Origin of the sequence: Streptomyces sp. CS113 (genome assembly GCF_002188365.1) — a bacterium.
Classification (GTDB): domain Bacteria; phylum Actinomycetota; class Actinomycetes; order Streptomycetales; family Streptomycetaceae; genus Streptomyces; species Streptomyces tendae.
The window spans coordinates 8,462,569-8,487,471 of sequence record NZ_KZ195574.1 but is presented as its reverse complement, the minus strand read 5'-3'; the positions used below and the strand labels follow the sequence as shown (position 1 = coordinate 8,487,471).

Here is a 24,903-nt window from a genome sequence, read left to right as displayed (position 1 = left end):
AAGGAAACGCACGCACCATGCCCAAGGCACCGCTGACCCGGCCTTCCTGGTGGGACTCCGACATCGCCCGCGACATCCTGCGGGAGCGCGTGGCCACCACCGCCGGCCTCGGCGCACTGCAAGTCCGGCTGACGGGCGAACCGCTGCTGCGCCGCAGCGGTACCGGCGGACTGCTCCAGTCCATCCGGCTGGGAGTGCGCGGACCGCGTTCCGCGCACCCGCGCATCACCCGGGCCCGGGTCACGACCGCCGGGGGCACGCCCGTCCCCTGCGAGATCCTGCCCGGGCCCGGGGGCGACGTCCGCCTGCTGGTGCCCGAGGTGGACATACCCACGCCGTTGCTGATCGAGCTGCCCGACCTCGACACGGACTCCCGACTCGCCTTCGAGGCGCGGCCCCAGCGGCACTGGACGCTGCACCTCGTGCAGCACTCCCACCTCGACATCGGCTACACCGACCCGCAGGGCCGGGTCATGGCGGAGAGCCGCGCCTACTTCGACTCGATGCTGGAGCTGTGCGAGGACACCGACGACTGGCCGGAGCCCGCGCGTTTCCGGTGGGCGGTCGAGGGCTTCCACTCGTTCGAGGACTGGCGGGCCAACCGTCCGCGCCGCCGGGTCGAGCGCCTGCTTGACCGGGTGCGCGAAGGCCGGATCGAGCTGACGGCCATGCCGTTCAACCTGCACACGGAGACGTGCTCCACCGACGAGCTGCACGAACTGCTGCGCCCCGTGACCGGTCTGCGCGACCGGCACGGCATCGACATCCGTACCGCCATGCAGACCGATGTGCCGGGTCAGGTCGTGGGCCTGCCCGACGTCCTGGCCGCCAACGGCATCCGCTACCTGTCCGTCGCGCACAACTGGGCCGGGCGTGCCGCACCGCACCACGTCGGCGGCCAGCACCTGCCGCGGTTGTTCCGCTGGCAGAGCCCCGGCGGCAGCGAGGTCCTGGTCTGGCGCACGGACACCCCGCACGGGCTGGCCTACATGGAAGGCTCCATCCTCGGCTTCGACGAGTCCTACGACCGCGTCGACGACCTGCTGCCCGCCTATCTCGGCGCCCTGGCCCGGTTCCCCTATCCCCACGAGGGCCGCGGCATCCCCGGCTTCCCCGCCCTCGACCTGCCGGGCACGGCCGACCCCTACCCGTGGGACGTGCTGCACCTGCGGGTCCTGGGCAAGTTCGCCGACAACGGGCCGCCCCGCCGCATCATCTCCGACACGGTGCGCCGCTGGAACGACGAGTGGGCCTTTCCCCACCTGCGCGCCTCGCGCAACCAGGACTTTTTCGAGGACGCCGAGAAGCGCGTCGGCGACCGTCTGGAGACGTTCCGGGGTGACTGGAGCGACTGGTGGGTCGACGGCATCGGGGCCGGCGCCGTGCCCCTGGCCGCCACCCGCCGCGGCCAGGCCGCGCTCGCCGAGGCCCAGACCGTCTCCGCCTACGCCGAACTCCTGGGCGTACCCGGCAGCTCCGGCGTCACCACGGCCGCGCCGGCCGTCTACCGTGCCGCCTCACTGTTCAACGAGCACACCTGGGGTGCGGGCGATCCCTGGACCCACGGCGACCACGGACACGGCTCGGGCGAGAAGCAGTGGCACTGGAAGTACTCCCAGGCCATGCGCGCCCACGACGAGGCGGAGACCCTGCTGGACTCCGCCACCGCCCTGCTCGGCGAGGCCCTCGCCCCGCGGGCGGGTGCGCTCGCCTCCTTCTACGTGGCGAACACGTGCAGTTGGGAGCGCACCGAGTCGGCGCGGATCTTCCTGCCGGAAGCCACCGTCGGCCTCGACCGGCCCGTCGAGGTGCTGGACGGGCGCACCGGCGCGCCCCTGCCCTGCACGGAGGAAGCACAGACCAACGACCGTCACCGGGCGGCCGGCCGGTTCCTCCTCGTGCCCCTGCGCGACGTCCCCGCCTGCGGTGCCGTACGCCTGGACGTCGTCCCCGGCACCGCGACCGGTACCGGGACCGGGTCCGCGAGCGGCGGCGCCGCGGTGACCGCGGAGCCGACGGTCCTGGAGAACGAGCACCTCCGGGTCACCGTCGACCTGCGGCACGCCTGCATCGGCTCCGTGGTCGACAAGCACACCGGGCGCGAACTGGTCCGGCAGGACGCCGCCCTCGGCTTCAACGGCTACGTGTACGACGAGTACGCCACGGCGGGCGCGTTCAACCACCAGTCCAGCAAGACCGTCGCCGACGACTCGATGCACCTGCTGGCCTCGCGCAGCACCGCGCCCCCGGCCGCGCTCGTGGACCGGACCACGAACGCCACCGGCCACACGCTGGTCTACGAATGTGCCCCGGCCGGCACCCGTCGCCTGCGCGTGACCGTGCACCTTCCGCACGACGCGGCCCGCATCGACGTGGAGAACCGCATCGACAAGCCCGCGACCCTGACCAAGGAGAGCGCCTACTTCGCGTTCCCCTTCGCCCTGGACGACCCGAGGGTGCGGATGGAGGCCACGGGAGGTGTGACCGGTACCGGACTGGAGACCGTGCCCGGCTCCGCCACCCACATGCGTGCCGTCCGGCGCTGGATCAGCCTCGGCGACGCCACCCACCACGTGGCGCTGGCCACGACCGACGCGCCGCTCGTCCAGCTCGGCGGGATCGCCATCCCCTACGTCCCCTACCCGCAGTCGCTGCCGCGGCACGAACCGGCCACCGTCTACTCCTGGGTGCACAACAACATCTGGGACACGAACTTCCCGGCACAGCAGGCGTTCGACCAGGTGTTCCGGTACACGGTCGGCTTCGACCACGTCTCCGACGCGTCCGGCGGCCCCGGACACGGGGAGCGACTGGCCGCGCGGACGGCCGCCGTCACCGGCCACCCCCTGGTGCCGGTCCGGGCGCGCGCCGCGGCGGAGCGGGAACCGGCGGCGCGGTTGCGGTTCCTGACGGTGGACGACCCGCGGGTGCGTCTGGTGGGCCTCACCGCACCGGGCGAGGGAATCCTCACGGTCCGGCTCCAGTCCTTCGCCGACACTCCGGTCACCTGCCGCCTCACCACGCCGTTCGCCCTCGATCGGGCCTGCCGCACGAACTATCTCGGGCTCGGCCCGAGCGCACTCGCGGTGGAGCCGGACGGAGGGGTCGCGGTGGACGTACCGGCGCTGGGGACGGCGGCCGTCACGCTCCGCCTTCGTGCGGGCCGCGCGGAGGAGCAGGCGGGGAGTCAGCCCGCCGTGCCGTCGAGCAGCCGGTTGTAGCGCAGCCGCAGGGCGCGTTCCGTGGCGGCCGACAAGGTGACCAGGGTCAGCACCACGTTGCCCCCGAACGACGGGTCCACCGGCAGGGCGAGCGCGAGGGTTCCGACGCGCTCGGCCACCGCGGGGATCTCGCTGACGTGTTCGACGATCTGCGCGACCAGGACGCCCAGGCCGACGACCAGCACGGTCAGCGAAAGCGCGCCGATGGCGCGGCTCAGCGCGGGGTGCGCACGGTCGAGGTGGGCCCGGCGTCCCTCGGCGGAGTCGCGGTCCGGGACCAGCAGGTGCTCGCTGCCCCTGGTGGTGACGTAGTGGCAGCGGCGCAACCCGAACTTGCTCAGCCGCACCTCGACGGTGCCACCGGGGACCGGGAAGGCGGCGGGGAGCCTCGACCGGGCGTGGTGCCTGCCGTCGAGATACAGGTCGGCCTTGGCCTGGGCGGAGGTCTGGTCCTGACCGCGTCGGACGTCCACGGCCCAGACCGCCTGCCCGCGCCCGCCGTCCGGCAGCCGGAGGTAGAACAGGGAGCGGTAGGGCAGCTGCCACCAGCGGAAGGGCCGGAGCGGCCGCCCGTCCCCCGGGGTGATCCGCCGGGCGGCACGACGGTTTCGGATCCCTTCGCAACGGTTCCGTGCCTTGGTCACTCGCTCACTCACCTGCCCGGCCGCGCCGCGCACGCGAGGTCCCGCGCGGGGCGTTCGCCCGTGGTCAGGAACCTCGTCGCCGCATCGTTGGCGCAGGTGTTGCGGCCGTACGGGTAGACACCGTGGCCGCCCTGGTCGGCCGTCACCAGGGTGGCCCGATGGCCGAAGGCCCGTCGCAGCTCCCGGGCGCCGACGAGCGGTGTGCCCGGGTCGCGCTCGTTCTGGAGCATCAGCACGTTGGACGGGCCGCGGTCGGTGATGCGTACCGGCGGTTCGGTGCGCTCCCGCGGCCAGAAGGCGCAGGGGTTGATGCCGGCCGTGGAGCCGCCCAGCATCGGGTACCTGATCCGGTCCACGGCGACGTTGCGCTGGTACTCACGGACCGTCCCCGGCCAGCGCGTGTCCTGGCAGACCACCGCGAACCGCGCGGCCATGAGGTTCTCCAGGTCCGCGGGCGGCTCGGGGAGGGGCAGTGGTCCGCCCGTGTCGACGGCCTGCCAGAACTCGGCGAGCCGGGGCATGGAGCCGTCGGTGTAGAGGCTGTCGAAGGTGTGGCCGCGGAACGCGGTCCCGTCGACGCCCTGTTGCGGCTTCGCGTCCAGTCGCCCGGCGAGCTCGAAGAACGTGGCGGTGACCTGCTTCGGCGTGGAGCCCAGGCCGTATTCGGGGTGCGCGACGGCGAACGCGGCGAAGTCGGGGAAGCGGTCTTCGAGCCCGCGGGCGAACAGCCGCATGGCGGTGATGTCGTAGCCGCGGGGCCCCAAGTTGCTGTCGAGCACGATCCGGTCGCCGCGCCGCGGGAACAGCGTCGTGTAGACCGCGCCGAGGTAGCTGCCGTAGGAGGCTCCGAGGTAGGACAGCTTCGGCTCGCCCAGCGCCGTCCGGATGCGGTCCATGTCGCGCGCCGTGTTGGCGGTGGTCGTGTGCGGCAACATCCACGCCGTCCGCGAGCTGTTGCACTGCTCGGCGATCTTCCGCGCGGGGCCGACCTCCCGCCGGACGTCGGCGGCGGTGTGCGCGTACGGCGGGAAGTTGCCGCGCCACTGCTGCTCCTGCGTCAGGTCGCAGGTCACCGGTGTGCTGCGGCCGACACCCCGCGGGTCGAAGCCGATGATGTCGTAGGAGTCGAGCACGTCCCGCGGCAGTCCCGAGGCGGCGAGGACGGCCGGGTACAGCAGACCGGAGCCGCCCGGGCCGCCCGGGTTGGTCAGCAGGACACCGCGCCGCTGTGCCGGCTTCCTGCTTTCCAGCCGGGAGACGGCTATTTCGATCCGGCGGCCGTCCGGGTCCCGGTAGTCCAGCGGAACCCGGAGCGTGGAGCACTCCAGTCCGGGAGCATCGGCGCCCTCGGGGCACGGGCCCCACCGCAGCGTGCTCGGCGGTGGGGCCGTGGCCGCCGCCGACGGCGTCGGCAACGCGGTCGCGGCCAACGCGACGGCGGCGAGGGCGAGGCAGAGACTTCTGCGCATGGGGTGTCCTCCTGTGGGGTTGTCCGGCACAGGGACGAGTCTGTTGATCGGGAGCGGTCGGCACATCGGCCCGGCGGACCGGCTCCGGGTCCGCCCGAGGGAGAGGCGCCGGTTGGACCTGGGTCGAAGGCCCATCCGTCTCCGGTCTGATCCGCCGGTCGCGCGGTGCGGCGACAATGGCCTGGTGAACAAGGACGTTGTGCCGCGGCTCGGGGCCTGGCAGCACGCATGGCGGCTACTGGTGGCCGCGGTGGTGAGTGTGCCGGTCTGGCTCTCGGCCCTCGCGCTGCTGCGGGACCGCTCCGGCGACCCGGGCTCCTGGATCCTCGTCGGCGACCCCCTGGTGGCCCTGGGCTGCCTGACGGTGCTCCTGTGGCGGCGGCGGTGGCCCCGCACGGTCGCTCTGGCCGTCACGGTCGCCTCGACCGTGTCGGCACTCGCCACCGGTGCCGCGCTGCTGGCGCTGTGCTCGGTCGCCACCCGCCGCCGCCCGGTGGAGATCGGGACGGTCGTCGTGGCCTACGTGGGCGCGTCCCGGCTGGCCGGCGTCGTCTACCCGACGCAGGACGCGGCCGCGGCGCTGTGGTGGGTCCAGGTCGTGGTGCCGGCGCTGACCGCGGGTATCGCCGTGGCGGCGGGCATGGCCGTCGGGGCACGGCGGGTGGAGGTGCGGTCCCTGCGCGAACGGGCGGAGAGCGCGGAACGCGAGCAGAGCGCACGGGCGGCGCAGGCACGGGCCCTCGAACGCAACCGGATCGCCCGGGAGATGCACGACGTCCTCGCGCACCGCATCTCCCTGGTCGCCATGCAGGCCGGGGTCCTCGACCACCGGGGCGGCGACCTCTCGGCCGACGAGAACCGCGTCCTGGTCCGCGGTATCGCGGAGGGCTCCCACCAGGCGCTGGAGGAGCTGCGGGAGGTCCTCGGCGTGCTCCGTGCCGACCCCGGGCGCCCGGAACCCCCGCAGCCCTCCCTCGACCGCGTTCCCGACCTGGTGGCCGACACCCGCGCCTCGGGTCTCGACGTCAGGCTCACCAGCGCCGTGACGGCGACCCCGCCGGACGGTGTCGGACGGACCTGCTACCGGATCGTTCAGGAAGGGCTGACCAACGCCGCCAAGCACGCCCCCGGCGCGGTCGTCTGGGTCACCCTCGACGGGGCCGAGGGCGGCACCCTCGACGTCGGCGTCCGCAACGGCCCGGCCCCGCTGCGTCCCGCACGGCCGCCGGCCTCCGGCTTCGGCCTGCTGGGCCTCGGCGAGCGGGTCGCCGTCGCCGGCGGCGAACTCGGCCACCGCCCCACGACCGACGGCGGGTACGTTCTCACCGCACGGCTTCCCTGGCCGGACGGCCCCGCCCACCGCCACGAAAGGGGCGTTTGAGTGGACACCCGACGCGATCCCGTACGGGTCGTCATCGTCGACGACGAACAACTGGTGCGCATGGCCCTCCGGCTCGTCATCGACGGGGAGCCGGACCTGACCGTCGTGGCGGAGGCCGCCGACGGCAACGCCGCTCTCGCCGCGGTGGCCGAGCAGCGGCCCGACGTGGTGCTGATGGACGTACGGATGCCGGGCCGGGACGGGCTGGACACGACCCGGGAGCTGCTCACCCGGCCGCATCCGCCGCGGGTGCTGATGCTGACCACCTTCGACTCCGACGACCTGGTGCTCGGGGCGCTGCGCGCCGGGGCGCTCGGCTTCGTCCTCAAGGACACCCCGCCCGCGGGCATCCTGGACGCGGTGCGGACCGTCGCGAACGGCGACCCCGTCCTGTCCCCGGCGGCCGCGGCACGAGTGATCGCCGCGGCCACGGGTCCGGACTCCCCGCACGTCCGCGGCCGCTCCCGCGAGGACGCGCGCGAGCGGCTGTCCGTGTTGACCGAACGGGAACGGGAGACCGCCCGGGCCATCGCGGACGGACTGGACAACGCGCGGATCGCCGAGCGGCTGCGCATCACCGTCGCCACGGTGAAGGCCCACACGGGCAGCCTGTTCGCCAAGCTGGCGGTCGAGAACCGGGTCCAGATCGCGCTCCTGGTGCGCGACGCGGGAGACTCGACGCAGGCGTGACCCGGCGGCATTCCGCTACGCGTCACCCCGGAGGTATCGGGTGATCATGGCGACCAGCTCCGCCTTCCAGCCGTTCGACCTGGATGGGACGCGGGTCCGCCATGAGCTTGTGGGTGTTCATCTCGACGGTTCCCACGACGAGTTCGGCGGCCGTGTCGAGATCGCGCACGCGCACGTCCGGGTGGCGGGCGAACACCTCGCGCACCTGACTCACCCGCGCCCTGCCGTGCCGGTCGATCGCTTCGATCAGTTCGCTGGAGGCCGGCGCCTCCTCGAACATGATCCGCAGCAGCTGCGGGTCGTCGCGGTGGTGGTCGATCGCGTCGCGGACCAGCGCCCGGACCGCCTCCGCCAGGCTGCCGGGTGACATGTCCAGCTCTTCGACGCCCGTCCACGCGCCGCGGTCGATGTGCCGGACCAGCAGCTCGGCGAGGATGGCGTCCTTGTTCGGGAAGTACTGGTACAGCGAGCCGATGGACATGCGGGCGCGTTCGGCGATCCGGTTGGTGGTGCCGGCGGCGTAGCCGTAGTCGGCGAAAACGTGAGCAGCGGCGGTGATGATGCGCTCACGAGTCAGTTCGGCGCGGACCTGTCGGGGCTTGCGACGTGGGGCGAGACGGCGGTCGGCGGACGTCATCCACGGGTCCTTCCGGGCAGCGAAAAGCGAGTAGCCAAGAGCTGAGCTATTACTCAGAATAGTGCCATGAGCTGCGGAAACAAGATGTTCCAAGGACAGTTCCAAGGGCAGTTCCAAGGGCCGGGAGCACGGGCGTGATCCCCGCGGTGAGCACTCCCCGAGAGCGCAAGATGATCACTGTGGAGGTGCTCCGGTGCGAGCCGCTGACACCGGGCTTCGCCCGCGTCACCCTGGGCGGCCCCGGCGTGCGCGACCTCGTGCCGGGCGGCGCCGACCAGGCCGTCCGGCTCTTCTTCACCAGGGACGGGCAGCGGGAGTTGCGGATGCCGACCGCCTCGACCGAGCGGTGGATGGTGCAGGTGATGCTCATGGCCAAGGCGGTCCGCCCGTGGGTGCGCAATCTGACCGTCCGGCGGCTGCGGCCCGCGGAGCGGGAGATCGACATCGAGTTCGCCCTGCACGGCGACTCGCCCCTGTCCTCGTGGGTGCGCCGCGTCCGGCCGGGCGACCCCGCCGGGATCTTCGACCTGGGGACCATGTACCGGCTGCCCGAGCACGCCCGGGGGCGGCTGCTGGTGGGCGACGAGACGGCACTGCCGGCCATCCTGTCGATCCTGGAGGACGATCCGCACCCGCCGCCCACCGAGGTCTTCGTGGAAGTGGCGACGTCGGCCGACGTCCGGGACGTCCCCGCGCCGGCCGGGGTGCGCGTCCACTGGCTCAACCGCGACGACGAGACCCTGCGGCCCGGCACCCTCGCGCTGGCGGCGGTCCGTGACGCCGAACTGCCCGACGGGCCCCTCTACGCGTGGACGGCGGTGGAGTCCCGCCTGGCCACCGGCGTCCGGCGGCACCTGGTCGACCACCGGGGCGTGGCCAGGCGCGACATCTCCTTCTACGGCTACTGGCGCCTGGGCCGGTCGACCCCCGGCTGAAAGGGACCGACATGCAGCGGCACACCTTCCGGCCGGACTCCCTGCGCCGGCTCTCCTCCGTGGACGAGATCGAGGCGGTAGTCGGCCGCCCGGCCGCGGTGATCACGCGCAAGCAGATCGGTTCCCTCGACGCGGGCTGCCGCGCCGTCCTGGCCCACAGCCCGATCGCGGCCTTCGGTCACCTCGACGCGGACGGCACCGCTCGGACCACCTTCGTCGGCGGCGCCCCCGGGTTCGCGCGCGTCCACTCGCCCCGGCGGTTCTCCTTCCCCGCTCCCGGGCCGGCCGTCGTACCCGGCCCGGTCTCGCTGTTCTTCCTGCTGCCCGACGTCGGCGAGGTACTGCGCGTCAACGGCACCGTCTCCGCCCTCAGGGGCGGCCTCCGGGGCGGGGAAACCGCCGTGGACGTGGCCGAGGCGTACGTGCACTGCGCGCAGGCCGTCATCCGCTCCGGCCTGTGGGAACCGCCCGTGCCCTCCCGGGCGGCCGGACCGGGCCCGGGCGAGGGGCCGTTGTCCGGCCCCGGGGTGAGTGGCTTCCTGGCCGCGTCGCCGACGCCGCGCTGCTGAAGACGATGGCGCTGCGCGGCGTGCCCCCGCATCGCCGGCCCGAGCGCCGCCGAGCGACGTCGAGGGACGCCGACGGCCCGAATGACACCGCGCGGCGGGCGGAAGCGGCTCGGCCGATCCCGTCGGGGGCCTCACGCGGACCGTCCTCCTCACCGGCGTCCGCTCCTCGTCCTCACCGGTCGGCCAGTCCCCGCAGCAGGGCACCGAGGACGCGGTCCAGCCGCGACTCGACGTCCACGACCGCGTGCGCGAGCCGGGGATCGCTGCGGTAGAGGGCCCGGATGTGCGGACCGGGCGTCGCCATCTGCCACAGGGCACCCGCCAGGCTGGTGGCCGTCGCGATGACGTCCACGGCCTGGATCTCCTCGAGGCCGAGCAGTCGTCCCAGCTCGGCACCGATGCGGTCGACCTCGTCGAGGGTCACGATCTTGAAAGAGCGCACCGACTCGAGGGACACGTTCCGTTCGAGGTTGAGGGGCGCCTGGGCCAGCAGGTCGCAGAACAGGGGCCGCGCCGCCAGGGTGGCCGCGATGACCTGGCCGACGGCCTCCGGTGCCGCGCTCGGCAGCGCGCGCAGCCGGGAGCACAGCTCCGCGGACCAGTCCCGCCACCCCTCGGCGGTGATCTTGAGGAAGATCTGTTCGCGCGTCTCGAAATAGCGCAGCAGCGCCGACTTGTGCATGCCCACGGCGGCGGCGATGTCGGTCAGCGTGATCTCGCGGATGCCCCGCTCGGCGCCGAGCCCGCGGGCCGCTTCGAGGATCGCCGCTTCACGCTGCTGCTTGGCCTGCGCGCTGCGGGCGCGCTGGAATCCGGACCCGGTCATCGCATCAGCATAGAGCAACCGCGTTGCATTATTAACGCAACGGTGTTTCACTATGAGCATGGAACAACGCAAGCACAAGCAGCAGGTCTGGTTCGTCACCGGCTCCTCGCGCGGCCTCGGCCGCGCCCTGGTCACCGCCGCCCTCGACGCGGGCGACCTGGTGGTCGCCACCGCCCGCCGGCCGGAACAGCTCGACGACCTCGTAGCGCGGTACGGCGACGACCGCGTCCACCCGGTCGCACTCGACGTCACGGACGCGGCCGACGCCCGGGCCGCGGTCGACGCGGCGATCAGCCGCTTCGGACGCATCGACGTCGTGGTGAACAACGCCGGATACGCGAACGTGTCACCGATCGAGACGACGGACGACGCCGACTTCCGCGCACAGTTCGAGACCAATTTCTGGGGCGTCCACAACGTCACCAGGGCCGTCCTGCCCACGCTGCGCCGGCAGGGCGCGGGCACGATCGTCCAGGTCTCGTCGGTCGGTGGACGCGTGGGCGGATCACCCGGCATCGCCTCCTACCAGGCGGCCAAGTTCGCGGTGGACGGGTTCAGCCGGGTACTGGCCGTGGAGACGGCGCCGTTCGGCGTGCGCGTCATGGTGGTCGAACCGAGCGGATTCGCCACCGACTGGGCCGGGTCCTCCATGACGGTGCAGCCGGTGCCCGCGGAGTACGAGGAGACCGTCGGCCTCATGAACCGGCGCATGCGCCAGAGCGACGCCGGGTCGGCCGGTGACCCGCGGCGCGCCGCCGCCATCATCGTCGGCGCGGCCCGACGCGACAACCCGCCCTCGCACCTCCTGCTCGGCACCAACGCCGTCGAGATGGCGATGGACTACTCCCGTCGCCAGCTGGCCCAAGCCTCCGCGTGGGAAGACGTCAGCCGCTCGGCGGACTTCGCCGAGCCCTACCCTGCCCGGATGCCGGCCGACCAGGCAGGGCACGCGCCACGCGGCTGACGGGGAAGGCTCGGGACGCCTGCTCAGTTCGGCAACTCGCACTGTGCGGCGACCGGATCGACCGGGCACTCACCGTGTCGCCTCGCCATCCGAACGACAGCGCGCGCGAAGCCTTTCGTCGTACGGCTCATTCCCCGGTTGACGGGGCCTCGCCGCTCCCCGTGCGACGGAGCCGGTCGGTGCGGCGGGTGAGGGTGTCGATGCGGTCGGCCAGCTCCGGATGGTGGGCGCCGAGGTGCTCCCGGGCACCGGACAACGGCCCGATCAGGCCGGCGGCGTCGTCGTGGCCCAGTGCCTGGACCAGCGGATTCCGGGCCTGGTCCGGGAGGCCCGCGAGTGCGGTGATCTGACCGGCGAGCTGCCGCAGATCCGCGGCGTTGCCACGCGCCCAGGTGGTGACGGCACGGTCGGCGGCGCGGCGGTCGCGGGTGGCCTGGACGCGCTGTTCGCCGGTGCTGCCGGGGGCACCGGGGCGCAGGCGCAGGTATCGGCGTTCGGCGGCCTGCCGGCTGGCGACGCCGAGGGGGCGGGCCAGGTCGGCCCAGCTCGCACCCGCCCCCCGGGCTGCCTCGATCAGGCCCGTCTCCCAACCGGCGAGCTGGTCACGCATCCGGCGCAGGAGCAGCAGTGCGGCGAGCACCTGGTCGGAGCCGACCTCACCACCGGGCTGCATGCCGTGCGGTGGTGCCTGGGCGCTGTGCACCGCCTCCTCGATCGCCGCCAGCGCTGCCTCGGCGGCGAGGAAAGACACGGGCTGCGCTACGGATTCCTGCGGGTCCACGGCCATGGTCACCTCCCGACCTCGACGTCATCCGTTTGACGACGCCTCCACTTGTCATCGTTCCGATGACATGCTACAAGAAAAGCAAGAACCAGCGCATGAGCGGATCCGCTCGAACTGGAGGTGTTTCACGATGCTGATGCGCACCGACCCCTTCCGTGAGCTCGACCGGCTCACCCAGCAGTTGCTCCCCAGTACGTCCGGCACCTGGTCGCGGCCGTCCGCGATGCCCATGGACGCCTACCGCGAGGGGGACGTCTACGTGATCGCGCTCGATCTCCCCGGTGTCGACCGGGACGCGATCGACATCGACGTCGAGCGCAACATGCTCACCGTCCGGGCCGAACGCCGTCCCGCCGCCAGGGGCGACGACGTCCAGATGGAGCTCTCCGAACGCCCCTTCGGCGTCTTCTCCCGTCAGGTGGTGCTCGCGGACACCCTCGACACCGAGCACATCAGTGCCGAGTACGACGCGGGCGTACTCACCCTGCGCGTGCCGATCGCCGAGCGGGCCAAGCCGCGCAAGATCTCGATCGGCGCCGGCGCGGACCACAAGGAGATCTCCGGCTGAGGCGGAGGCCACGCCCCCGCCGTCGAGCGCGGCTCGCACGTCGGGAGACCGACACTCCCCCACCGCACCCACTGTCGGCCAGTGCCCACGACCCACGGGTCGCCGGGCGCTGGCCATCCAGCACCGGCCGGCCAGGGCCCACCACCCCACAACTCAGAAAGGCAATCTTCACCGATGCAGTCCCAGACGGCGCCGATGACCGCGGCTCCCGAGTCGGCCGTGTCGTTCGTCCAGATGCTGGAGCAGGTCCGCTACCACGGCGCCTATCCCACCCGGGAGCGGGCCGAAGAGGTCGTGACCGCCGTCCTGGCCGCTCTCGGCCGCCGCATCACCGGCGAGGAACGCGTCGAGCTGGCGGCCCGTCTCCCCCGCGAGGCGGCGCGGATCTTCGCCGCGCAGATCCCCGCCACCGACTCGATGACCGGCTGGGCCTTCGTCAGGGACCTCGCCACCCGGACCGGCGGCACCTTGGCCACCGCGCGCTGGGACGTCGGCTCGGTCCTGGGCGTCGTCGCCCGCCTGGCCGGCCCGGCCCTGCTCGACCGCGTACTCGCCCAACTGCCCTCCGGCTACGCGATCCTCTTCGGGCGCGCGGAACTCACCCAGGCCGCCTGAGCCTCGCCGGGGCAGGCCCTCTCCCGACCGGGCCGCCCGGCAGGCCCCGGCGGCTCGGGACGCTCCCGGCACCCCTGCCGAGCGGCGTGGCCGTCGCGGGTCTCAGCCGGTGGAGTCGAGCGGGTTCGGGGCCATTCTTTCCGCCAGTCCCGACCGCACCGCCACGGCCGCCGAGCTGTCGGGTTTGCGCTTCGCCTGGTCCCGGAAACACGCCAGGAACGACGCGGCGAGGTCCAGCCTCGGATGGCGGTCCAGCACCTCGTCGCGGAAGCGGGACGGGTAGGCGTCGGCCTCCGTGCCGACGATCTCGGTCGCGGTGGCGCGGGCCAGCAGGTGGCCCTCGGGGTCCGTGGCGACGTCCACCCGCGGCCACATGTGGCGGACGATCACGTCCGACAGGCGTGCGCGGCGCTCGGCCGGCCAGCCGGCCCCGGCGGCGAAGACACGGGCGACGTGTCCGCCCGCCTCCTCGAAGGCGACGGTGTGACTGTCGAAGACCGGCACCAGCCCGATGTCGTGGAACAGCGCGGCGACGTAGAGGAGTTCCGGGTCGAAGCGGACGCCGTCCGCCGTGCCGCGGGCCGCCGCCCAAAAGTAGGCCCGCAGAGAGTGGTTGAGCAGTGCCGGGGAAAGGTGGGCGGTCGCCACGTCCAGGGCGGCGGCCGCCGCGGCCATGCCGGGCACCGGAACGGCGTCCAGCGAGACGTCGTTCACCGAGTGCCCGCAGCCGCGGAGGTGTCGGACCCGACGCGGATGATCGTCCTGCCGTGCCGGCCGCGGCCGGGCGCGAAGGCGGCGGGGGCTTCGGCCAGCGGACGCACCTCCCCGACGGCCGGCCGGAGCCGCCCGTCCCGCACCCGCCGCACGAGGTCGGTGAGCCGGCCCCGGTCGGGTTCGACGACGAAGAACACGGCCCGGCCGTTCTCCGGACCGGCCTCGGGCGGCTCTGCGACGGTGACGAGGGTGCCGCCTGCGCGTACGAGCGCGACCGAGCGGCGCAGGATCTCGCCGCCGATGACGTCGAACACGACATCGGCCTCCCCCGCGTCCTCCAGCCGCTCGGACTCGAGGTCGAGGAAGACGTCGGCGCCGAGGGCGAGAGCGGTCTCCCGGTCGGCGGAACGACCGGTGCCGATCACCCGGGCGCCCGCCTCGCGGGCGAGTTGCACCGCGACCGATCCGACGCTTCCCGCGGCGCCGTGGATCACGACGGTCTGCCCCGCGGTGAGCCGTCCGTGGTCGAACAGGCCCTGCCACGCGGTCAGACCCGAGACGGGCAGCGCGGCGGCCACGGTGTGGTCGACGTCCGCGGGAAGGGGCGCCAGGTTGCGGGCCTCGACGGCGGTGTACTCGGCCAGCGAACCGTCGCGCGTCCAGTCGGCCAGGCCGAAAACCCGCTGGCCGACGGTGAGGCCGGTGGTGCCGTATCCCAGTTCCGCCACCACCCCCGACAGTTCGTGTCCGGGAACGCTCGGCGTGCGGTCGCGGCCGGCCCGGTCGGTCCAGGTACCGGGCCAGTCGAGCTCTCCGCGCGTGAACCCGGCGGCGTGCACCCGCACGACGACGTCGTTCTCGGCGGCGTGCGGATACGGCAGTTCCGTCAGGGCGAGCCCGTCGGCACCCGCCTCGCGGTCGTGGACGGTGATGGCTTGCATGAGAGTCCTCGCAGGAGCGGCGGTCATCGGGCACACGATGCCCCTGCGCGCTCACACCGGCACACCGTGCGTCGTCTTCTCGACCGTATGCCCCTGCCGCTCCCCCGTGTGGGCCACTTCGACAGCGACTCGATGCGCCACTTCCGAACGGTGACAGGGCACAACGGGCCGCTGTCCGGGCTCATGCCGGAAGCGTGCGGCGGCGCTCACGTCACGGCGGTCCTGGCCGCCTCGACGGCCGCTCGTCCGCCCCACCCGGCCGGGACGGCCGTGCACGCCCCGGCCCGAGCCGTGCCGCGGCCAGTTCGGCCGCGATGCCGTCCAGCAGGCTGTCCAGGACCACCGGGTAGGCGCTGTGCGGCATCCGGGCCGCGAGGCGGCCGGCGGTCGCGGCGATGTTCGGGTGCGACGCGGCGGGCAGCCGGGCGTAGGTGGACGCCCACATGTCCTCGTCGGCTCTGCGGGCTTCCTCCGGAAGGGCCAGCGCACCGGCGTCGAGCGCGGCGAAGGCCAGGGTCAGGTCGATGAAGGCGTGGTAGAAGCGGACGGCGGCCGGATCGGTCAGCCCGGCGCCCCGCAGGAGACCGAGGATCGCCTCGTCCACGGCGATCTCGCGCGGCCGTCCACTCACCCGGCTGGCGGTGAGCACGGCGGCCTGGGGGTGGGCCAGGTAGGAGGAGTGCAGGGCGAGGCCGAGGGAGCGCAGGTCCGCACGCCAGCCCTGGCCGCCCGCCCAGCCGTCCAGGGCCCGCCCCATCAGCTCGTTGCCGACGGCCCGTGCCAGATCGTCCATGCCCGTGAAGTAGCGGTACAGGGTGCTCGGGTCCGCCCCCAGCGCCGCGCCCAGCCGGCGGGCGGTCAGTCCGGCGGTGCCGTGCTCGCGCAGGACCCGCAGCGCGGTCTGCACGATGAGGGTCTCCGAGAGCACCGCGCCCTGCCGGGTCGGCCTGCGTCTGCGTCGCGCCTCCTCGGGCACCACCTTCTTCGGCATCCGCCACCTCCGTCCGCGGCCGCGCCGGATCCGCCCGCGCCCCTTATGCCAACAGGGTTGACCTTATAGCAGGGGGGCCGGTTGCATCGGGTCCCTCCGGAGGCAGCGGCCTCCCGTTCGAAAGGTTCCCGTCATGCGCGTGCTCCTCGTCGGCGCGGGCGGTGTCGGCACCGCCGTCACCCGGATCGTGGCCCGCCGGAAGTTCCTGACCCACATGGTCGTGGCCGACTACGACCATGCCCGCGCGCGGGCGGCGGTCGACGCGCTGCCGGGAGCGGGTGACCGGTTCAGTGCCCTGCGCCTCGACGCCTCCGACGAGGACGCGGTACGGCGGGCGCTCTCGGAGCACCGGTGCGACCTCCTGCTGAACGCCACGGACCCGCGGTTCGTGATGCCGCTGTTCCGGGCGGCCCTCGCCGCCGGGACCCACTACATGGACATGGCCATGTCGCTGTCCGCTCCGCACGCCTCCCGGCCGTACGAGGAGTGCGGGGTCAAGCTCGGCGACGCGCAGTTCGAACTGGCCGAACGGTGGGCCGAGTCGGGACGCACGGCTCTGGTGGGTATGGGGGTGGAGCCGGGGCTGTCCGACGTGTTCGCCCGGTACGCCGCGGACGAGCTCTTCGACGAGATCGACGAGATCGGGGTCCGCGACGGCGCCGACCTGCGGGTGGAGGGCTACGAGTTCGCTCCCTCCTTCAGTATCTGGACCACCATCGAGGAGTGCCTCAACCCTCCGGTGGTCTACGAGAGGGACCGTGGCTGGTTCACCACCGCGCCCTTCAGCGAGCCGGAGGTGTTCGACTTCCCCGAGGGGATCGGGCCGGTGGAGTGCGTCAACGTGGAGCACGAGGAGGTGCTGCTGATCCCCCGCTGGGTGGACGCCCGGCGTGTCACGTTCAAGTACGGCCTCGGAGACGACTTCATCGCCCGGCTCAAGACCCTCCACGAGCTGGGCCTGGACTCCACCACCGCGGTCACCGTGCCGGGCGAGGACGGACCGGTGCGGGTGTCCCCGCGTGACGTGGTCGCCGCGTGCCTTCCGGACCCCGCGAGCCTGGGCGACAGGATGACCGGCAAGACCTGCGCCGGCACCTGGGTCACGGGCACCAGGGACGGCAGGCCGCGCGAGGTCTACCTGTACCACGTGGTCGACAACCAGTGGTCCATGCGCGAGTACGGCTCGCAGGCGGTGGTCTGGCAGACGGCGATCAACCCGGTCGTCGCCCTCGAACTGCTCGCCACCGGTGCCTGGTCCGGCGCCGGTGTCCTCGGCGCCGAGGCCCTGCCGCCCCGCCCGTTCCTCGACCTGCTCACCGAGTACGGCTCGCCCTGGGGCCTGCGCGAACAGGTGTGAGGGGGGATCGACTCGTGGACGGCGGACTCCCCCGGTCCCAGGACACACGCGCGTCCGAGCCGTGCGACGGATCGGGACCGCGGCGGCCCGCGCCGCCGCCCGCGGTCCGTGCGACACGGCAACGGTTCCTTCACCGGCTGCCGCGACCCCGGTTTCCGGCAGCCCCGGAGCCTGCCGAGGCCGGCAGGTGCAGATGATCGCCCCGGAACCGGGTCCGCAGTGCGCGGTCGTGCGTGACCAGCACGACCGCGCCGGCGAAGCCGGTCAGCGCCTCCTCCAGTTCCTCGACCAGTGCCGGTGACAGGTGGTTCGTCGGCTCGTCGAGCAGCAGGAGGTCGGCGGGCTCCGAGACCAGTCGGGCCAGATCCACCCGGCGGCGCTGGCCGTACGACAACTCGCCCGTGCGCAGGCGCAGTTCCGCCGGACGGAAGAGGCCGAGAGCGAGCAGGGCATCGGTGTGCTCGGCGGCGGCGCCCACGCGGCCCAGCCCGAACGCCTCGGCCACCCTCAGGTCCGGCGGCCACGGCGTCCCGTCCTGGCGCAGGTGGCCCACCCGGCCCGGCACCCGCACCGAGCCCTCGTCCGGCCGCAGTTCACCGGCGAGCAGCTTCAGCAGCGTCGTCTTGCCGGCACCGTTGGGACCGGTGACGAGAAGCCGGCCGCCGCGGCCGAGGGTCAGGGAGTCCAGGCGCAGGCGGTCACCCAGGCGCACGTCCGACAGGTGCACGGCGAGCGGTTCCGCTGGAGCGGACCCGGTACCTGCCGCCGCGTCCCCGGGGACGCCCATGCGTGCCGTGAAGACCAGCGGGTCGGGCGGCGGTGTCACCGGGTTCCCGGTCAGCCGCTCGACCCGCTCGCGGGCGTTGCGGATGCGGGACATCGCGCCGTGCGCCCGACCGCGGGCCCGGAAGCCGCCGTGGCCGAAGGTGGCCAGCGGCGCCTTGCGCGGAATGGCGTCGAGACGGGCGGCGTGACCGGCGGCCAGCCGGTCGTTGCGGGCCAGCTCGGACCGCCACTCCTCGTACTCCTGGAGCCGGCGTCGGCGCTCCGCCGCCTTCGCCGACCGGTAGCCGGTGTAGCCGTCGCCGTAGCGGGTGACCTTCCCGGCGTCCGCCTCCAGGACCGTTGTGGTGAGGCGTTCGAGGAAGACGCGGTCGTGGGTGACGGCGAGCACCGTGCCGCGGTGCTCCCGCAGTTGCGCCTCCAGCCATTCCACGGCCTGATCGTCCAGGTCGTTCGTCGGCTCGTCCAGCAGCAGCACTTCCGGTCGGCCGGCGAGGACACCGGCCAGGGCCAGACGGGAACGCTCGCCTCCGGACAGGGTGCCGAGCCGGCGCTCACGGCGAAGTGCCGGGAGGCCGAGGTGGTGCAGTGCGACGTCCACCCGGTGGTCGGCGCCGTAGCCGCCGCGGGCCTCGTAGCGCCCGAGGAGCCCGGCGTACGCGGCGAGCGCCGCCGGGTCCGCGCCGTCGCCGAGCGCGTGCTCGGCCCGGTGCAGCTCCGCCTCCAGGGCCCGCAGGTCCGCGAGGGCCAGGTCGACGGCGTCCTGGACGGTGGCGGTCGGGGGCAGCGGGATGCTCTGCGGCAGATGGCCGATACCGCCGGTGGCGGTCACGGTCACCTCTCCGCTGTCCGGGCGCTCCTGTCCCGCGAGGAGCCTGAGGAGGGTGGACTTGCCGGCGCCGTTGTCACCGATGAGTCCGGCCTTCTCCCCCGGCTTCAGGGTGAAGGAGACCCGGTCCAGCACGGTGCGGCCCGGGTAGCGCTTGGTGACCTGGCAAAGGGTGAGTTGTGCGGTGTGCACGATGGGGTCCCTCCTGGCCGCGCGGTTTTCGGCGCGGACCGGATCGGGGTGGACGGCGGCACGGCGAGGAACGGCGACGGCGGAGCGGTGCTCTACGCCGTCGGCGCCGGTGATCTCACAGGGAACCCATGCGCAGGACGATACGCCGTCTCCCGGCAAATGACAAGACGATACGTCTCGCCTCGCTCAACACGCTGCCGGCTCCGGCATGCTCCGGACAACACCCCCTAGGCTGCTGCCCCACACGGGTGTCAGCCGGAGGGGGACGATGTGCCACGGTCCGACGCAGCTGTCAGGACGCGTACACGCCTGCTGTTGATGTACCACCTCACGCCGCAGGTGCACGTGCCCGACGACATGCTCCGCCCGCTGTCCGAGGCGCTGGGTCTCGGCCGGTTCACCGCCCACGTCGAGGCCGCCGAACTGCTGCTGCCCCAACTGGTGCTGCACGAGCGTGTCTCGGAGGTCACGCTGCCGCCGCACGCGGCCCGGGTCGACGGTGCGGCCATCACCCTGGCCGTCACCCCGCGCCGGGACCCGCTGCTCTTCGTGGACGTCGAACTCGCGGACGACGCCGACGGCGCGGACGCCATCGCCGAAACGCTCTACGCCACCTGGCAGAACCGCTCCGCCACCCGCGTCGACGGCGTGCCGCTGACCGAGTGGCTCGACGCGCGGCTGCGGGCGTACGGCATACCGGACGGGCCCACCGGCCGGCCGCCGCTCGGGTTCGGGCGCAACGTCCACCAGAGCGTGTTCCCCGGAGCGGCCCTCGCCCGGGGGCTGTTGACCGAGCATGTGCCCGGCGACGCGGTCGGCCAGGACGTGGTGACCATCGTGCTGCGCGGCACGCTGGACAGCGACACCGGCGCCACCCTGGGCATCCGGCGGCCCGAGACGCTGAACAACGCGGGGCAGACCATGGTCGCGCACGGCAGGGGCGTGTCGCTGATCGTCGGCTACGCACCGCCGGTGGAGAACGCGTTCGCCCTGGCCGCCGCCGGCATCCTGACCGCGGTCGCGGCCGTGCACCGCATCAGGCGACAGGCGTTCGAGGCGCTGGAACTCGACCGGGCCGCGGCAGTCGAGACGACGGACGACGCCCGTGCCCTGGTCGGGCAGCTCTCGCGCCGGCTCAACGACCTCCAGCTCGACCTGAGCTTCAGCGTCGAGGCCTACGCCGACACGATCCTGATACCGGAGCTGCTGGTCGAGAGCTTCCACTCGTCACTGCGCGACGTCTCGTCGCTGGCGGACGCGCTGGCCAACACCTCCCGCATCGTCGAGCGCGTGAACGCCGTGCTCGCGACGCGCCGCGTCGACCTCGAGACGGCGTCCCAGCAGTACGCCGAGGACCGGGACCGGGTACTGGCCGCGGTGATCGCCGTGGGCTCGCTCATCGCGCTCCCGCCCGCGCTGCTGCTGGCGTACTTCGGCGTCAACAGCAGCGACGTCGACTCCAAGCGGTCGATCCTGGACATCCAGCACTACGGCGTCGCGTACGCGATCGCGTGGGTGCCGTTCCTGCTGCTGATCGCGGTCGGCCTGGTCGCACGCCGCCGCATATCGCTGCGCCTGTCCGGCCGGACGCCACCGCTCCCGACCGGCGCTCCCGCCGCCCGCGGCCGCGGCGGTCACGGCGCCGCGGCCGGTGACGCCGTCCGGTGAACCGGCGGAGATCAACTGATCGGCTCAGCAGTGAATCGATTCCCCGGGTGAACGGGGCCACCGGTTGCTCCAAACGGCTTCCGGGAGCTGCGAATGTGGGCGTCGCATCGGCAACGGATCGGCAGACACCGGCAGTTCGGCCGGCGATCCCCACTGAACGGAGCTCACCTTGTCACTTCGTCGTATCGTGACCAGCGTCCTCGCCTCCCTCGCTCTGGCGCTCGCCTCCGGCGGCGCCGTCACCCTGAGCGCCGGTCCGGCCGCGGCCAATCCCTGCGGCTTCTACGAGACCGCCTCCGACGCCTACTACAACCACTGCACCTCGGACGGCTCGCACATCGTCATCGAGATCGACGACTGGGGGCCCAACAGCGAGCGGTGCGTGGTGCCCGGCGTGACCTGGATCGGTTCCAGCTCCGACATCGACGGCGCCTGGTACACCGGCCGCACCTGCTGAGCCCCCGGCCGTTTTGGGCCACTAGGCTGTGCGGGATGACGTTGGAACTCGTACAGGTGAACCTCAAGGCCCGGAACGACTCGACGCTCGGCCGGTTCTGGGCGCAGGCGCTCGGCTGGAGCCTGTCGAGCGAGGGGCCGGGCGTCACCAACCTGGAACCCGCGGGCTTCGACTGGCCGGACCCGTCCGCCGTCTGCGTCGACCTGGTCCGCGTCCCGGACCCGGAGACGGTGAGGTACCGGGTGCACCTCGAGCTGGCCACCAACACCGACGCCCATCATGCGGAGTTGGTCGGCCGCCTGGAGGAACTCGGGGCCACGCGCGCCGACGTGGGCGGGGTCGGGGTCGGCGCGCCGTCGACGGTGATGGCCGACCCGGAGGGGAACATGTTCAGCGTCCTGGAGCCCCGCGACCTCTACCGGGACACGGGGCCGATCGCGGCGGTGGTCGTCGACTGCGCGGACCCTCGGGAGGCGGCCCGGTTCTGGGGCGGGGCGATCGGCTGGACCGTCCACGGGCTGACCGACGACCGTGCTCTGCTGCGCTCCGCCAAGGGCGTGGGGCCCTACCTCGAGTTCCGCCGCACCTCGGACGACGACGTCGTGTGGAACCGCATCCATCTCGACGTGATGCCGGACCCGGTCGAGGACCAGGCCAGGGAGGTCGCCCGGCTCGAAGGTCTCGGCGCGACACGGGCCGACGTGGGGCAGGGTGACGTCTCCTGGGTCGTCATGGCCGACCCCGCGGGCCACCAGTTCTGCGTCCTCGGTCGGGGCTGACGCCGCGCGGGCACCCGGCTCACGACTGCCGGAGAGGGGAGGGCCGGCCGCGTTGCCGGGCCCTCCCCCGTACCGGCGTCAGTGACGGCGGCCGAAGACCCGTCGGTCCGTGCCCAGGTCCAGGAAGACGGTCTCCCCGGTCGCGTCGTCCAGGCCGTCGTTGTCGGTGACGGCGTAGACATGGCCGTCACCGCCCACCGTCAGCCCTTCGAGCTTCTCCTGCGTCCAGCCGTTCGTGGCCCGCAGGTCGGGCAGCACGTCGTGCGCGAGCCTCTTCGGCAGGACCCGCAGGGTGCCCGTGGGCGCCGCCGACGTCGGCAGGTCGACGGTGTAGATCCGCTTGACCTCGGCGGCCGGGCCGTTGAGCTTGTCGCGCTCGATGACCGCGAGCCGGTCCTGGACCACGGTGATCTCGGAGAGCCCCATCCAGTCGCCGGGCGTGCCGGTGGCTTCGAGCCGGTAGCCGTACCAGCTCCAGGTGCCGGCGGTCACGTCGTAGCGTCCCAGCCGTACGACGCCCGCCGGGTCGCCCGCGACCTCGCGCTGGAGGGCGGCCCAGACGATCTCGTGGCCGCGCCGGTCCGTGGTGGCGGTGACCCCTTCGAAGCCCTGCTTGCCCAGGCCCGCGGCGACGTCCGCCGGCAGCGGCACGACCTGCCGGGTCACGCCCCGCGCGTCGAGCCGGACGAGCTTGTTCTCCGCGCCCGTCCCGCCCTCGACGGCGAGCCAGAAACCGCCCTGCGGCCGGGCATGGATGCCCTCGGCGTCATAGCCGACGGGCCGGCCGGCGGCGTCCTTGACGGTCAGCTCCCGGGTGATGACCGCGGGGCGGCGGGCCGTGTCGACGGTGAGGACGCGGGTGGTGGCGTACGCGGCGTCGGTGACCGTGTAGAGCTGGTGCGGCTTTCCCGGCACCGCGGACAGGGCGCCGAGCGCTCCCCAGCCGATGGGGGCGCCGTGCGCGTCGTCGGCCGAGACGATGCCGGGGAACGAGGGGGTGCGGTCGCTGCCGCGGCCCAGGCGGAACAGGCTCACGGACGCGCGCACGCCCGCCTCGGCGTCGTCCTCCTCGCTGGAGACGGCGAGCAGTCCGCGCGACGGGATCGGCAGCAGGCCCTCGGGGCCGTTGGTGGCGGGCAGTATCTGGCGGAAGACCGGCCGGGTGGGACGGCTGACGTCGTAGACCGCCACGAAGTTGTCGCGCTCCGAGCCGACGAAGGCGTAGGGCACGCCGTCGTACTCGGCGATCGCGATGCCCTCCGGCTCGGCGCCCTTCTTCCCGGCCCGGTCCTCGTTGTGCAGGCCGTGGCGGACGGCGAGCCGCTCGAAGCTGTTGCCCGCGTCCCAGGCGGGCCTGCCGGTGCGGCTGTCGAACACGGACCAGCCGCGGGTTCCGCCGCGCCAGTCGCCCTCGTTGGCGGTGGCGAGGTAGCGGTCGTCGATCCAGCCGACGGCGTCGGGTTCGCGCGGCACGTCCTCGAGGGAGCCGGTCTGGTCGATGGTGCCGTCGTCGACGGTGTCGATGCCGCGCACCGAGGCCGTACCGGCGCTGAACGCCTTGGTGATCCGGCCGGTCGGCAGGTCGACGAGGACGACGCCGTTGTTCTCCTGGAGGGTCACGGCGAGTTGGTTGCGGCCGTTGACGGAGACGTACTCCGGCTCCGGGTCCGTCGGTTCGGTGATGCCGGCCTCGGCCAGCACCGGCAGCGCCCGGCCGTCGGCGCGGGTCAGCGGGACCGTCCGGGTCCGCCAGTGCGCGGGCGTGGCACCCCGGCCCAGGTCGAGGATCTGCACGAAGCCGGCCGGTGCCTGCGGCAGGTCGCCCTTGTCACGGCCCGGCGGTGTCGCGTCCTCGTCCCGTTCGTTCTCGATCGCGACGGCGGCGTACCGCTTGTCCTTGCTGAGGGCGATGGAGTCGGGCTGCCCGCCGAGGTCGAAGCTCGCCACCCGCTCGCGGTCGCGCAGGGAGACGACGTCGAGCCGTCCGGAGGGCCGGGCGTGGCTCGCGCTGGTGTTGACGACCACCAGGACGTACGCGCCGACGACGGTCACCGAGGTCGGCTCGTCCTCGGCGTCGCCGAGCCGGGCCAGCGACAGGGTGCCGAGGCCGCGCGGCCGGCCGGGGTCGGTGATGTCCAGGAAGCCGAGCCGCCGGGCCACCGCGTCGGTGTGGACGAGGGTGCGGCCGTCCTCGCTGACCGAGGAGATCTCCGCGACGGTCCCGGCGGCCGCGTCGTCACCGGCCGGACGGTTCCGGAAGACCGGGTAGGTGGCGGTGCGCTCGAACAGGCCCGGCCGCCGGTGCTGTTGCTGCTGCCCGGGGTGCGTCCGCTCCGCCTGCACGGCGCCCGTGGTCGCCAGGGTGCCGGCGGCCACGGCCAGGGCGGTCAGCGCGGCGCGGGTTCTCTTGCTCTTGGGGGACATCTTTCCTCCGGTCCGGTCCACTCCGTCGCCGCACGTTTTCAGCCGGGGGCGAGTGCTCCGGGGACGGCGGGTGAACGGCGGGCGAAGTCCAGGAGGACGCGGTCCGGCGCCGCCCGCTTCGGCGGTTCGGCCGGGATGCCGCTCGTGCCGGTACGCCGTGCGCTCGCCGCACTCGATCTCGGTCCGGGGGTCCGTGCCGGGGTGGAGCAGGACGGCGGCCGGGTCGGGGGCGTCCGCCTGGTGGAGGTCACGGAGGGCAACCACGTCGGTCCCCAGGACGGTCCGCTCGGCCGCGTCGTGGCCGGCACCGCCGCCGCGCTGACCGGCAACCGGTGGCACGGTCGTCCGGATCCGGTGGCCCGCGGCATGGCACCGGCTCCGCGCGCATGACACCGCACCGCACTCCACGCACAATGAGTCCCGCCGCCGGCAGAGCCGCCGCCGGCGGAAGGGAGAAGCGTGGGC

The 24,903-nt window shown here is 73.3% G+C and carries 22 protein-coding genes and 1 pseudogene; 13 read left to right on the top strand and 10 right to left on the bottom strand.

All coding sequences use genetic code 11. The features are described from left to right. Window positions 1-17 precede the first annotated feature (17 nt). Window positions 18-3,221: a glycoside hydrolase family 38 N-terminal domain-containing protein gene (locus tag B9W62_RS38390; RefSeq protein WP_087811507.1), complete on the top strand. Its 3,204-nt coding sequence runs from the start codon at window positions 18-20 to the stop codon at window positions 3,219-3,221. Here the strand turns inward: B9W62_RS38390 and B9W62_RS38385 are convergent. Continuing rightward, a complete protein-coding gene (locus B9W62_RS38385; RefSeq protein WP_218782002.1) occupies window positions 3,188-3,865 on the bottom strand; it encodes a hypothetical protein in 678 nt (225 codons plus the stop codon). The genes B9W62_RS38390 and B9W62_RS38385 overlap by 34 nt on opposite strands. 8 nt (window positions 3,866-3,873) lie before the next feature. Continuing rightward, window positions 3,874-5,334, bottom strand: coding sequence for an alpha/beta hydrolase (locus B9W62_RS38380; RefSeq protein ID WP_087811506.1), 1,461 nt, complete (start codon window positions 5,332-5,334; stop codon window positions 3,874-3,876). A gap of 184 nt (window positions 5,335-5,518) precedes the next feature. On the opposite strand from B9W62_RS38380, the gene B9W62_RS38375 reads away from it, so the two are divergent. Both B9W62_RS38375 and B9W62_RS38370 read left to right on the top strand, forming a co-directional pair. After that, window positions 5,519-6,715, top strand: coding sequence for a sensor histidine kinase (locus tag B9W62_RS38375; protein WP_373433731.1), 1,197 nt, complete (start codon window positions 5,519-5,521; stop codon window positions 6,713-6,715). Next, the gene (locus B9W62_RS38370) at window positions 6,716-7,405 is read left to right on the top strand and encodes a response regulator transcription factor (RefSeq protein WP_087811505.1); all 690 of its coding nucleotides are present in this window, start codon (window positions 6,716-6,718) and stop codon (window positions 7,403-7,405) included. It abuts the gene before it with no gap. 15 nt (window positions 7,406-7,420) lie between these two features. On the opposite strand, the pseudogene B9W62_RS38365 reads toward B9W62_RS38370, so the two are convergent. Next, a pseudogene (locus tag B9W62_RS38365) lies at window positions 7,421-8,042 on the bottom strand (TetR/AcrR family transcriptional regulator). 170 nt (window positions 8,043-8,212) lie between these two features. Here B9W62_RS38365 and B9W62_RS38360 point away from each other — a divergent pair. Next, window positions 8,213-8,977, top strand: a complete 765-nt coding sequence (locus tag B9W62_RS38360; protein ID WP_087811504.1) for a siderophore-interacting protein — start codon at window positions 8,213-8,215, stop codon at window positions 8,975-8,977. Between the two features lie 11 nt (window positions 8,978-8,988). Continuing rightward, window positions 8,989-9,546 carry a PNPOx family protein gene (locus B9W62_RS38355; RefSeq protein WP_256976728.1) on the top strand — a complete coding sequence of 186 codons (558 nt, stop codon included), beginning with the start codon at window positions 8,989-8,991 and terminating at the stop codon, window positions 9,544-9,546. Between the two features lie 172 nt (window positions 9,547-9,718). Here the strand turns inward: B9W62_RS38355 and B9W62_RS38350 are convergent, their stop codons facing one another. Next, entirely contained in the window at window positions 9,719-10,372 is a 654-nt protein-coding gene (locus tag B9W62_RS38350; protein WP_179235882.1) for a TetR/AcrR family transcriptional regulator, read from the bottom strand. 58 nt (window positions 10,373-10,430) lie between these two features. Between B9W62_RS38350 and B9W62_RS38345 the strand changes: the two genes are divergently transcribed. Continuing rightward, window positions 10,431-11,336, top strand: coding sequence for an SDR family NAD(P)-dependent oxidoreductase (locus tag B9W62_RS38345; protein WP_087812301.1), 906 nt, complete (start codon window positions 10,431-10,433; stop codon window positions 11,334-11,336). Window positions 11,337-11,463: 127 nt separating this feature from the next. On the opposite strand, the gene B9W62_RS38340 is transcribed toward B9W62_RS38345, so the two are convergent. Continuing rightward, window positions 11,464-12,123 (bottom strand): type III effector protein, encoded by a 660-nt coding sequence (locus B9W62_RS38340; protein WP_087811502.1) that lies wholly within the window; start codon window positions 12,121-12,123, stop codon window positions 11,464-11,466. Between the two features lie 127 nt (window positions 12,124-12,250). Between B9W62_RS38340 and B9W62_RS38335 the strand changes: the two genes are divergently transcribed. Both B9W62_RS38335 and B9W62_RS38330 read left to right on the top strand, forming a co-directional pair. Next, window positions 12,251-12,688, top strand: a complete 438-nt coding sequence (locus B9W62_RS38335; protein WP_087811501.1) for an Hsp20/alpha crystallin family protein — start codon at window positions 12,251-12,253, stop codon at window positions 12,686-12,688. 174 nt (window positions 12,689-12,862) lie between these two features. Further along, window positions 12,863-13,303 (top strand): DUF2267 domain-containing protein, encoded by a 441-nt coding sequence (locus B9W62_RS38330; RefSeq protein ID WP_087811500.1) that lies wholly within the window; start codon window positions 12,863-12,865, stop codon window positions 13,301-13,303. Between the two features lie 102 nt (window positions 13,304-13,405). Here B9W62_RS38330 and B9W62_RS38325 read toward each other — a convergent pair whose 3' ends face one another. The 3 genes from B9W62_RS38325 to B9W62_RS38315 all read right to left on the bottom strand — a co-directional run bounded on the left by B9W62_RS38325 (window position 13,406) and on the right by B9W62_RS38315 (window position 15,949). Further along, a complete protein-coding gene (locus B9W62_RS38325) occupies window positions 13,406-14,017 on the bottom strand; it encodes an HD domain-containing protein (RefSeq protein WP_256976727.1) in 612 nt (203 codons plus the stop codon). After that, window positions 14,014-14,958, bottom strand: a complete 945-nt coding sequence (locus B9W62_RS38320) for an NADP-dependent oxidoreductase (RefSeq protein WP_087811499.1) — start codon at window positions 14,956-14,958, stop codon at window positions 14,014-14,016. The genes B9W62_RS38325 and B9W62_RS38320 overlap by 4 nt, the downstream gene beginning before the upstream one ends. A 211-nt stretch (window positions 14,959-15,169) precedes the next feature. Then, entirely contained in the window at window positions 15,170-15,949 is a 780-nt protein-coding gene (locus tag B9W62_RS38315; RefSeq protein WP_256976726.1) for a TetR/AcrR family transcriptional regulator, read from the bottom strand. A 133-nt stretch (window positions 15,950-16,082) separates the two neighbouring features. On the opposite strand from B9W62_RS38315, the gene B9W62_RS38310 reads away from it, so the two are divergent. Further along, window positions 16,083-17,306, top strand: a complete 1,224-nt coding sequence (locus B9W62_RS38310; RefSeq protein ID WP_087811498.1) for a saccharopine dehydrogenase family protein — start codon at window positions 16,083-16,085, stop codon at window positions 17,304-17,306. A 130-nt stretch (window positions 17,307-17,436) separates the two neighbouring features. Here the strand turns inward: B9W62_RS38310 and B9W62_RS38305 are convergent, their stop codons facing one another. Beyond that, window positions 17,437-19,110: a TlrC/CarA/OleB/SrmB family ABC-F type ribosomal protection protein gene (locus B9W62_RS38305; protein ID WP_087811497.1), complete on the bottom strand. Its 1,674-nt coding sequence runs from the start codon at window positions 19,108-19,110 to the stop codon at window positions 17,437-17,439. Between the two features lie 318 nt (window positions 19,111-19,428). Between B9W62_RS38305 and B9W62_RS38300 the strand changes: the two genes are divergently transcribed. The 3 genes from B9W62_RS38300 to B9W62_RS40430 all read left to right on the top strand — a co-directional run bounded on the left by B9W62_RS38300 (window position 19,429) and on the right by B9W62_RS40430 (window position 22,014). Then, window positions 19,429-20,778: a hypothetical protein gene (locus B9W62_RS38300; RefSeq protein ID WP_256976725.1), complete on the top strand. Its 1,350-nt coding sequence runs from the start codon at window positions 19,429-19,431 to the stop codon at window positions 20,776-20,778. A 169-nt stretch (window positions 20,779-20,947) separates the two neighbouring features. Beyond that, window positions 20,948-21,235, top strand: a complete 288-nt coding sequence (locus B9W62_RS40435) for a DUF6355 family natural product biosynthesis protein (protein WP_160166054.1) — start codon at window positions 20,948-20,950, stop codon at window positions 21,233-21,235. A gap of 35 nt (window positions 21,236-21,270) precedes the next feature. After that, window positions 21,271-22,014 (top strand): VOC family protein, encoded by a 744-nt coding sequence (locus B9W62_RS40430; protein ID WP_179235881.1) that lies wholly within the window; start codon window positions 21,271-21,273, stop codon window positions 22,012-22,014. 78 nt (window positions 22,015-22,092) lie between these two features. Here the strand turns inward: B9W62_RS40430 and B9W62_RS38285 are convergent, their stop codons facing one another. After that, window positions 22,093-24,438: an esterase-like activity of phytase family protein gene (locus B9W62_RS38285; RefSeq protein ID WP_087811495.1), complete on the bottom strand. Its 2,346-nt coding sequence runs from the start codon at window positions 24,436-24,438 to the stop codon at window positions 22,093-22,095. Window positions 24,439-24,582: 144 nt separating this feature from the next. Between B9W62_RS38285 and B9W62_RS38280 the strand changes: the two genes are divergently transcribed. Then, on the top strand, window positions 24,583-24,828 hold the full coding sequence (locus B9W62_RS38280; protein WP_143665497.1) for a hypothetical protein: 246 nt from the start codon (window positions 24,583-24,585) through the stop codon (window positions 24,826-24,828). Window positions 24,829-24,903: the final 75 nt, after the last annotated feature.

Coding starts and splice junctions, on each gene's coding strand:
- B9W62_RS38330 (WP_087811500.1), top strand. CDS start 12,863: ATGCAGTCCCAGACGGCGCCGATGACCGCGGCTCCCGAGTCGGCCGTG.
- B9W62_RS38335 (WP_087811501.1), top strand. CDS start 12,251: ATGCTGATGCGCACCGACCCCTTCCGTGAGCTCGACCGGCTCACCCAG.
- B9W62_RS40430 (WP_179235881.1), top strand. CDS start 21,271: ATGACGTTGGAACTCGTACAGGTGAACCTCAAGGCCCGGAACGACTCG.
- B9W62_RS38285 (WP_087811495.1), bottom strand. CDS start 24,438: ATGTCCCCCAAGAGCAAGAGAACCCGCGCCGCGCTGACCGCCCTGGCC.
- B9W62_RS38340 (WP_087811502.1), bottom strand. CDS start 12,123: ATGGCCGTGGACCCGCAGGAATCCGTAGCGCAGCCCGTGTCTTTCCTC.
- B9W62_RS38320 (WP_087811499.1), bottom strand. CDS start 14,958: ATGCAAGCCATCACCGTCCACGACCGCGAGGCGGGTGCCGACGGGCTC.
- B9W62_RS38390 (WP_087811507.1), top strand. CDS start 18: ATGCCCAAGGCACCGCTGACCCGGCCTTCCTGGTGGGACTCCGACATC.
- B9W62_RS38350 (WP_179235882.1), bottom strand. CDS start 10,372: ATGACCGGGTCCGGATTCCAGCGCGCCCGCAGCGCGCAGGCCAAGCAG.
- B9W62_RS38380 (WP_087811506.1), bottom strand. CDS start 5,334: ATGCGCAGAAGTCTCTGCCTCGCCCTCGCCGCCGTCGCGTTGGCCGCG.
- B9W62_RS38360 (WP_087811504.1), top strand. CDS start 8,213: ATGATCACTGTGGAGGTGCTCCGGTGCGAGCCGCTGACACCGGGCTTC.
- B9W62_RS38300 (WP_256976725.1), top strand. CDS start 19,429: ATGTACCACCTCACGCCGCAGGTGCACGTGCCCGACGACATGCTCCGC.
- B9W62_RS38345 (WP_087812301.1), top strand. CDS start 10,431: ATGGAACAACGCAAGCACAAGCAGCAGGTCTGGTTCGTCACCGGCTCC.
- B9W62_RS38310 (WP_087811498.1), top strand. CDS start 16,083: ATGCGCGTGCTCCTCGTCGGCGCGGGCGGTGTCGGCACCGCCGTCACC.
- B9W62_RS38315 (WP_256976726.1), bottom strand. CDS start 15,949: ATGCCGAAGAAGGTGGTGCCCGAGGAGGCGCGACGCAGACGCAGGCCG.
- B9W62_RS38355 (WP_256976728.1), top strand. CDS start 8,989: ATGCAGCGGCACACCTTCCGGCCGGACTCCCTGCGCCGGCTCTCCTCC.